The following is a 7,553-nucleotide window of genomic DNA, read 5'->3' on the forward strand; positions in this document are numbered from 1 at the left end:
CTCCCTTGCGTCTCGACAGTCGTACTACGGCGGCGCGTCCACCCTACTGCGCGAGGGGATCACGGTGCGCCCGCACCACCCCCGACCTCAGCGGTCCCGCTGCTGTCGGGGTGCTCGCGGGGGGCGAAGCCGGCGAAGTCCCCGGTGTCGCCGAGGCGGACGAGGAAGGGACGCAGGCGCGTGTAGCGGATGACGGTGACCGAGCACGGGTCGACGTGGATGCGCTGGAAGAGGTCGAGGTGGAGGCCGAGCGCGTCCGCCACGACCGACTTGACGATGTCGCCGTGCGAGCACATGACGTAGGCGGCGTCCTCGCCGTGCTCGGCCTCGATCCGCGCGTTCCAGTCCTGCACGGCGTCGACGGCCCGGGCCTGCATCGCGCGCATGGACTCGCCGCCGGGGAAGGCCGCGGCGGAGGCGTGCGCCTGGACGACCTCCATCAGGGGTTCGTCGTTGAGCTCGGCCAGCTTCCGGCCGGACCAGTCGCCGTAGTCGCACTCGTTGATCCGGTCCTCGACGTGCAGCGGGAGGTCCGGGCGGGCGTCGAGGAGGGGTCGTACGGTCTCCCGGCAGCGCTGGAGCGGGCTGGAGACGACGGCGGCGAGCGGGACGTCCGCCAGGCGCCCGGGGAGCGCGGCCGCCTGCGCGGCGCCCCGCTCGTCGAGGGAGATCCCGGGGGTGCGCCCGGCGAGGACCCCGGAGGTGTTGGCGGTGGAGCGTCCGTGCCGGACGAGGATCAGCGTGGCCATGGCGGCCAGCCTAGGCGGTGCCCGCAGGTGTCCGGGGGGTCCGGCCTCCCGGGGCCGGTCCCGGGGCCCCGGGCGCATCCACGCGTGCGTCGCGAGGCCGTTCGATGGAGAATACGGCGCGTGATCGTGGACTCAGCCATCTACCGGGACGGGCGCCGTACGGACGGCCCCGCCGACCTCTCCGACGCGCTCGACGAGGCGCGGGCCACCGGGGGCGCCTTTCTCTGGGTGGGGCTCTACGAACCCACTGAAGCGGAATTCGACCATGTCGCCTCGGAGTTCGCGCTGCACCCGCTGGCCGTCGAGGACGCCCTGAAGGCTCACCAACGGCCCAAGCTGGAGGTCTACGACGACTCGCTGTTCGCGGTGCTCAAGCCGGTCGACTACGAGCCGGAGAGCGACCGGGTCTCCTCGGGCGAGCTCATGCTGTTCATCGGCGACTCCTTCGTGGTGACGGTCCGGCACGGCGAGGCCTCGCCGCTCGCACAGGTGCGCCGGCGGCTCGAAGCCGACCCGGAGGTCCTGAAGCACGGGCCGACGGCGGTGCTGTACGCCGTGAGCGACGCGATCGTGGACCACTACCTCGATGTGGCGGGCGAGCTCCAGGTGGACCTGGAGGAGCTGGAGGCGGACGTCTTCGCGCCGGCCGGCGGCAATCCCGCGAACACGGCGGCGCGGATCTACACGGCGAAGCGGCAGGTCCTGGAGTTCCGCCGGGCCAGCGGTCCGCTCGCCGGACCGATGGCCCGGCTGACGGGCGGTTCGGTGCCCTTCGTGAACGAGCGGTCGCAGCCCTTCTTCCGGGACGTCAACGACCATCTGCTGCGGGCCAACGAGCAGGTGGAGGGGCTGGACCGGCTCCTGTCCGACGTGCTGTCGGCCCATCTCGCGCAGATGGGGGTGCGGCAGAACGACGACATGCGGAAGATCTCGGCGTGGGCGGCCATGGCCGCCGTCCCCACGATGGTCGCGGGCATCTACGGCATGAACTTCGACCACATGCCGGAGCTGCGCTGGGTGGGGTCGTACCCGGTGGTGCTCGTCGCGATGGCCGGCATCGTCCTCACCCTGTACCGGATGTTCAAGCGGCGCGGCTGGATGTGAGCCCGCCGGCCCGCCCTCCGCGGCCCGGCGGTCGCCCCGGCGCGGGTCAGAAGGCCGGCGCGGGGGTCGCGGGCCCGCCGAGGGCGTCGAGTCGCTCGGGCATCTTCAGACCGACCATCCGGTGCCAGCCCGCGGCGCGCTCGTACGCGTACATCCCGCGGATACCGGCGGCGAGGACGGCTGCCTTGGGCCTGGGCCAGTGCAGGATCCGGCCCATGTGCCCCATCACGGCGAGGCTGACGTCGCGGTAGACCTGGATCTCGACGAGGGCGGACTCGCGCAGGGTCCGCTGGATGAGCCGGCCGTGTCCGGCGCGCGCGAGGCGCAGCAGTTCCTCGTGGCAGTAAGCGAGGTGGTTCGCCTCGTCGTTGTCGATCATGTGGATGGCCTTGCCGAGTTCGGGGTGGTTCCCGAAGTAGGTGACCAGCATGTCCATCTGGTCGGCGGCCCGCTGCTCGGTGACCCGGCTGTGGGCGAGGTAGACGATGATGTCCTGCTCGCTCAGCGGCTCGTCGCGGCGCAGCTTGTCGTGCGCGAGGCCGATGCCGCGCTGTTCGAGCAGCATCGTGTAGTCGGTGTCGGGCGGCACCGGGACGGGTTCGAGGCCGCGCTTCTTCATCAGCGCGTTGAAGATCCGGCCGTGCTTGTCCTCGTCGGCGCCGTGCCGGGTGATCTTGGGGGTGAGATCCCTCATGCCGGGGGCGACGAGCGCCGCGATCCGGGCGTTCTCCCAGCCGCCCTGTGACTCTCCGCTCGCCGCGATCGAGCAGAAGAGCGCGAAGGACTCGTCGTTGTCGATGATTTCCTGGAACAGGCCCTTGGCCGTGAGCATCGCCGCCACCTCCGTGCGCATGTCCGCACTCCGTCCGGCCCCCGGGACAACGAGTCAAGTGCGGTACGCGGCGAGGGGCAACAGGAGGGCCGGGGGGCTCGGCCGAAAGAGTGAGTCCCGAGGGCGTAACCGAGGGCCGCGTGAAGCCGTTGTGCAGCGTGACGGCCGTGGCGGGGAAGACCCCCGAGCCCCCACCACGGCCGCAGAACCTCTTCCGGGGCGGCGCCCCCTCGGGGTCACGCCAGTCCGGCGCGCTCCATCGCCTCGACGCCCGCCCGCAGCGCGGCCAGCCGCTCGTCCAGGGTGAAGCCGGCCGGGGCGAGGGTGAGGGTGGTGACGCCGGCCTCCGCGTAGGCCGTCATCCGCTCGGCGATCCGCTCGACGGAACCGAGCAGCGAGGTCTGGTCGATCAGGCTCTGCGGTACGGCCGCGGCGGCACCCGCCTTGTCACCGGCCAGGTACTTGTCCTGGATCTCGGCGGCCTCCTTCTCGTAGCCCATGCGCTGCGCGAGCTGGTTGTAGAAGTTCTGCTTGCGGCTGCCCATGCCGCCGACGTACAGCGCGGTGTACGGGCGGAACACGTCGGCGAGGGCGTCGACGTCGTCCCCCAGGGCGAGCGGCACGGTGGGACAGACGTCGAAGCCGTCCATCGTCAGACCGGCCTTCTCGCGGCCCGCGCGGATGTGCCGGAGCGCGGTCTCCTCCAGGTGGGCGGCGGAGGGGAAGATCAGCAGGGCCCCGTCGGCGATCTCGCCGGTCTGCTCCAGGTTCTTGGGGCCGATCGCGGCGATGTAGAGCGGGATGTGCTCGCGCTCCGGGTGCACGGTGAGCTTGATCGGCTTGCCGGGGCCGCCGGGGAGCGGCAGGGTCCAGTGCTCGCCGTCGTAGCTGAGGCGCTCCCGGGTCATCGCCTTGCGGACGATCTCGACGTACTCGCGGGTCCTGGCCAGCGGCTTGTCGAACTTCACGCCGTACCAGCCCTCGGAGACCTGCGGTCCCGAGACGCCGAGGCCGAGGCGGAACCGGCCGCCGGTGAGCGAGTCGAGGGTGGCGGCGGTCATGGCCGTCATCGCGGGCTGCCGGGCCGGGATCTGCATGATCGCGGAGCCGACGTCGATCCGCTCCGTCTTCGCCGCGACCCAGGCGAGCACGGTGGGCGCGTCGGAGCCGTAGGCCTCGGCGGCCCAGCAGACGTCGTAGCCGAGGCGGTCCGCCTCCTGGGCGACGGCGAGGTTGTCGCCGTCCATGCCCGCACCCCAGTAGCCGAGGTTGATGCCGAGCCGCATGTCCACGCACCCCTTACCCATCGGTAACGTTCTTGTGGGCGGGACTCTAGCGCGCGGTCGGGGCATCCGACAGGACGTGGTTGTCCACAGGCTCTCTCCGCGTGGTGCCCTGGCCAGTAATCTCGCGCCCATGGAGCAGAGGCATCTCGGACGTACGGGCCTGCGTGTGTCGCGCATCGGACTCGGCACCCTCACCTGGGGCCGGGACACCGACGAGCACGACGCCGCCGAGCAGTTGAAGTCGTTCTGGGACGCGGGCGGCACGCTCGTGGACACCGCCGACGTGTACGGCGGGGGCGAGGCGGAGTATCTGCTCGGCCGTCTCATGGAGCGGCTCGTGTCCCGGCAGGACCTGGTCCTGTCGACCAAGGCGGGCAGCGTGCCGGACCCCGACCGGCGTACGGACGGCTCGCGCGGGCATCTGCTCGCCGCGCTCGACGCCTCCCTCGCCCGGCTCGGCACGGACCACGTGGACCTGTGGCAGCTGCACGCCTTCGATCCGTACACGCCGCTGGAGGAGTCGCTCCAGGCGCTCGACATCGCGGTACGCAGCGGACGCGCGCGGTACGCGGGCGTGGCGAACTTCTGCGGCTGGCAGCTGGCCAAGGCCGGCACCTGGCAGCTCGGCGGGGACCGGACCCGGCTCGCGGGCGCGCAGCTGGAGTACTCGCTGCTCCAGCGGGGCGTGGAGCGCGAGGTCCTGCCGGCGGCGCAGGACCTCGGGATAGGCCTGCTGCCCTCCTCCCCGCTGGGACGCGGAGTCCTGACGGGCAAGTACCGCGGTGGGACCCCGTCCGACTCGCGCGGCGCCTCGGAGACGATGGCGCCGTTCGTCGAGCCCTACCTGGACGATGCCGCGAGCCGGATCGTGGACGCGGTCACGACGGCCGCCGACGGCCTCGCGACGACCCCGCTGCACGTGGCGCTCGCCTGGGTCCGCGACCGGCCCGGGGTGACCGCGCCGATCGTCGGCGCGCGCACGGCGCGCCAGCTCGCGGCCGCGTTGTCGGTGGAGACCCTTAGTCTTCCTGACGAGATCTGTCGGGCGCTGGACGATGTGTCGGCGCCCGTGCACCACTATCCGGATCACGACTGGAGCACCTTGTGACCGAGCCTTCCGGGGAGACCGCGCCCGAGGCACCCGAGGACGTGGCACCCACCGAGGACGTCCAGGAGGACGTTCGGCAGGGAGCCGCCGAGCCGGAGGAGCCGGGGGCGGCCGAGGAGTCGGCTTCGGCCGAGGGGCCCGCGACCGGCGAGGAGCCGTCGCCCGCCGAGGAGCCCACGACGGCTCAGGAGCCCGCCGCGTCCGGGGAGTCGGACGAGCCCGCCACGGACGACGCGCCGGAGGAGCCGGCAGGGCCCGATGCGGCCGACGCGTCTCGGGAGTCCGCCGACACCGAGCCCGCCGAGCCCGCGGCCGAGGCGGCCGGGACGTCCGGGACGTCCGGGACGTCCGGGACGTCCGAAGCCTCCGAGGAGCCCGGCGCGGACGGCGACGCCGTCGCCAAGGCCTCCGACACGCCCGAGTTGAGCGACGCGCAGGCCGAGCTCGCCGCGCAGCGGGAGCTGCGGGCGAAGATCGAGGCGCGCAAGGCCGAGAAGGAAGGGCCCCTGACGAGCGGCGTCAAGCTGAGCGGCACGGCCGCCGATCTGCTCGCGGCCGTCCGGGCCGTGGAGGGCGGCGCGGCCTCGGGCAGCGCGTTCTACGAGGCCCCCGAGCCCGCGCCCCGCCGCCCCACCCCCGAAGCCGCCCCCGCCATGACGGCGCGGCCCCCCGTCCCGGCGCAGGCGCCCGCCCCGGCCGCCGGCACCACCGCCGCCGTCCGGGAGGTCCTGGCCAAGGGCGGCGCCCCCGAGGCGCTGGCCGGGCAGGTCGCCGCCGCGCTCGGCGAGGGCGCGGCCCAGGCCCTGCTCGACGACCCCTGGCAGCTGCTCGCGGTCTCCGGGGTCCGCCCCGAGCAGGCCGACGGCTTCGCCAGGGCGCTGCTCGGTGCCGCCTGCGGCCCCGACGACCCGCGCCGGACGGTCGCCCTGACGGTGTGGCTCCTGGAGCGGGCCGCGCTCCAGGGACACACGGCGCTGGAGATCGACACCGTGCGCGCCGGCCTCGCCGGACACGCGGTGCCCGATCCCGGGTCGGCCGTCGAGGAGGCCGTGTCCACGGGCGCGGTCCTCGTCTTCCAGGAGGAGACGGCCGAGGAGGAGCCCGAAGAGGACGAGGAGGCGCCGGGGGCCGCGGAGGCCGCCGCCGACGAGCCCGCCTCGCCCGTGCTGCTCGGGCTCGACCGGTACGCGCTCGCCGAGGAGAGCCTCGCCGACGGCCTCGCCCGGCTGGTCAAGACGGCGACGGCCGACGCCTGGGAGGGCTCCGAGCTCGAACGGGCCGCCGGGGCGCACGGCCTCGTCCTGCACACGGGCGGCGAGGCCTCCCGCGCGGAGCCGGTCGCGCTCGCCGCGGCCGCCCGCGAGCGCGGGCTGCGCACCCTGGTCGCCGTCCACGCGGACGGCGGGCGGCGCGCGCTCGGCCCCGCGGCGGCGGACGCGGTGACGATCGCCGCGCTGCTCGCCGGAGCGGCCGGTCCCGGCCGTGACGAGGAGGGTGCCTTCGCCCTGGACCTCCTGGTGGTGCTCGACGCGCCGCAGCTGGACGTGGAGACCGCCGCGATGCTCGTGGAGTCGCTGCCCGACGGCTGCCGCCTGGTGCTGAGCGGCGACCCCGCCGTCCTCGGCGCGCCGGGTGCCGGTCAGGTCTTCGGCGACCTGCTCGCGGCCCGGGTGTGCCCGCGGGTCGCCTCGCGCGTGCCCGACCCGGGCCCGCTCGGCGAGCTGGTCTCGGGCATCGGGGCAGGCGAGCTGAACCAGGTCGAGGCCCCCGGCAAGGAGATCGTGATCGTCCCGGTGCGGGACGCCGGCGAGGCCGTGCACCGTACCGTCCAGCTGGTGGCCGACTCGGTGCCGCGGGCGATCGGGGTGCCGGCCGAGCAGACGCAGGTCGTCACGGTCGGCCACGGCGGCTCGGCCGGTACGCGCGCGTTGAACACCGCGCTCAAGCAGCGGCTGAACCCCGGTCCCGGCCGGTTCGGCGGCTACGACCCCGGTGACCGGGTGGCGTACGCGCCCGTGCCGGGGCGGACGGTGACGGGCACGGTCCTGTCGGCCGACTCCGAGGGGCTGCGGCTGCGGTGCGGCGACGAGGAACTCCTCGTACCGAAGGAGCGCGTGGAGTCGGCGCTGCGGCACGGCTGGGCGCTCACCGCGCACCAGGCGGCCGGGCTGCGCTGGCCCGCGGTGGTCGTGGTGCTGCCGGGCGACGCCGCCGGGGGTCTGAGCAGGCCGTGGGTGTACACGGCGTTCGGCCGGGCGGAGCGCCATCTGTCCGTCGTGCACGGCGTGGACCAGGCGCTGCCCCGCGCGGTGGCCGAGGGCGTGGCCCCGGAGCGCACGACGCGCCTGCGGCCGCTCCTGGAGGCGCTGCTCGCCGTGCCCGAGGAGTAGGGGCGGAGGGCGAAGGGGCCCGGGCAACAGGGGCCTTGACGCGGAACGGCGGAGGGCCGGGACACCACGATCGGTGTCCCGGCC

General features: G+C 74.2%; 6 protein-coding genes. 3 read left to right on the forward strand and 3 right to left on the reverse strand.

The window, feature by feature from the left end; genetic code table 11:
* Positions 1-59: 59 nt before the first annotated feature.
* A complete protein-coding gene (locus tag ACFQ79_RS26520; RefSeq protein WP_383587852.1) occupies positions 60-749 on the reverse strand; it encodes a histidine phosphatase family protein in 690 nt (229 codons plus the stop codon).
* A gap of 111 nt (positions 750-860) precedes the next feature.
* On the opposite strand from ACFQ79_RS26520, the gene ACFQ79_RS26525 reads away from it, so the two are divergent.
* The gene (locus tag ACFQ79_RS26525; RefSeq protein WP_383587871.1) at positions 861-1,853 is read left to right on the forward strand and encodes a magnesium and cobalt transport protein CorA; all 993 of its coding nucleotides are present in this window, start codon (positions 861-863) and stop codon (positions 1,851-1,853) included.
* Between the two features lie 46 nt (positions 1,854-1,899).
* On the opposite strand, the gene ACFQ79_RS26530 is transcribed toward ACFQ79_RS26525, so the two are convergent.
* Both ACFQ79_RS26530 and ACFQ79_RS26535 read right to left on the reverse strand, forming a co-directional pair.
* Positions 1,900-2,685, reverse strand: coding sequence for a ferritin-like domain-containing protein (locus tag ACFQ79_RS26530; RefSeq protein ID WP_383587874.1), 786 nt, complete (start codon positions 2,683-2,685; stop codon positions 1,900-1,902).
* A 236-nt stretch (positions 2,686-2,921) separates the two neighbouring features.
* Positions 2,922-3,971 carry an LLM class F420-dependent oxidoreductase gene (locus tag ACFQ79_RS26535; protein ID WP_383587856.1) on the reverse strand — a complete coding sequence of 350 codons (1,050 nt, stop codon included), beginning with the start codon at positions 3,969-3,971 and terminating at the stop codon, positions 2,922-2,924.
* Positions 3,972-4,101: 130 nt separating this feature from the next.
* Here ACFQ79_RS26535 and ACFQ79_RS26540 point away from each other — a divergent pair, with 130 nt between their 5' ends.
* Together ACFQ79_RS26540 and ACFQ79_RS26545 are read left to right on the forward strand one after the other, a co-directional pair.
* Positions 4,102-5,079 carry an aldo/keto reductase gene (locus tag ACFQ79_RS26540; RefSeq protein ID WP_383587859.1) on the forward strand — a complete coding sequence of 326 codons (978 nt, stop codon included), beginning with the start codon at positions 4,102-4,104 and terminating at the stop codon, positions 5,077-5,079.
* A complete protein-coding gene (locus ACFQ79_RS26545; protein WP_383587862.1) occupies positions 5,076-7,469 on the forward strand; it encodes a helix-hairpin-helix domain-containing protein in 2,394 nt (797 codons plus the stop codon). The genes ACFQ79_RS26540 and ACFQ79_RS26545 overlap by 4 nt, the downstream gene beginning before the upstream one ends.
* Positions 7,470-7,553 lie beyond the last annotated feature (84 nt).

Origin of the sequence: Streptomyces sp. NPDC056480 (assembly GCF_042795405.1) — a bacterium.
Classification (GTDB): Bacteria; Actinomycetota; Actinomycetes; order Streptomycetales; family Streptomycetaceae; genus Streptomyces.